The following is a 387-nucleotide window of genomic DNA, read 5'->3' as shown; positions in this document are numbered from 1 at the left end:
AGTATAAAAATTTGGCTATACCAGAGTGTTTCTTACTGTGGTATTTTAAGTATATGGAAAAAAACATCTTGAAACGAATCTTTTTTGATAAACATCAACATTGGGAAGCATTTAAGAAGAAACATGGAGAGCGAATTCGTCCAATTGTCATTAAAGAGGTGGAAAAATTTCGTGACTGTGGAGATCCCAAAAATGGATTCAAACTCTATGTTTGTGAAGGATGCCATGACGTTCGACATGTCCCTTTTCGATGTAAAGGGCGTTTTTGTACAACGTGTTCTGTAGGAGAAAGTGAAGAATGGAGTCGCGTCCTTACAGAAGATATAGTACAAGTGAACCATCGGCATGTAATCTTTACGATAGATGAAAAATTACGGGCTATATTTC

At 36.4% G+C, this 387-nt stretch carries 1 protein-coding gene; it reads left to right on the top strand.

From position 1 onward, the window contains the following. Window positions 1–68 precede the first annotated feature (68 nt). The coding region (locus RVS70_RS23095) for a transposase zinc-binding domain-containing protein (protein WP_321135081.1) at window positions 69–387 on the top strand (319 nt) is incomplete at its 3' end.

This window comes from Virgibacillus sp. M23 (genome assembly GCF_034190895.1).
In the GTDB taxonomy this organism is placed as follows: Bacteria; Bacillota; Bacilli; order Bacillales; family Amphibacillaceae; genus Virgibacillus; species Virgibacillus salarius.
Note: the sequence above shows the minus strand (reverse complement) of the source record. Positions and strands in the feature narration are given on the sequence as shown.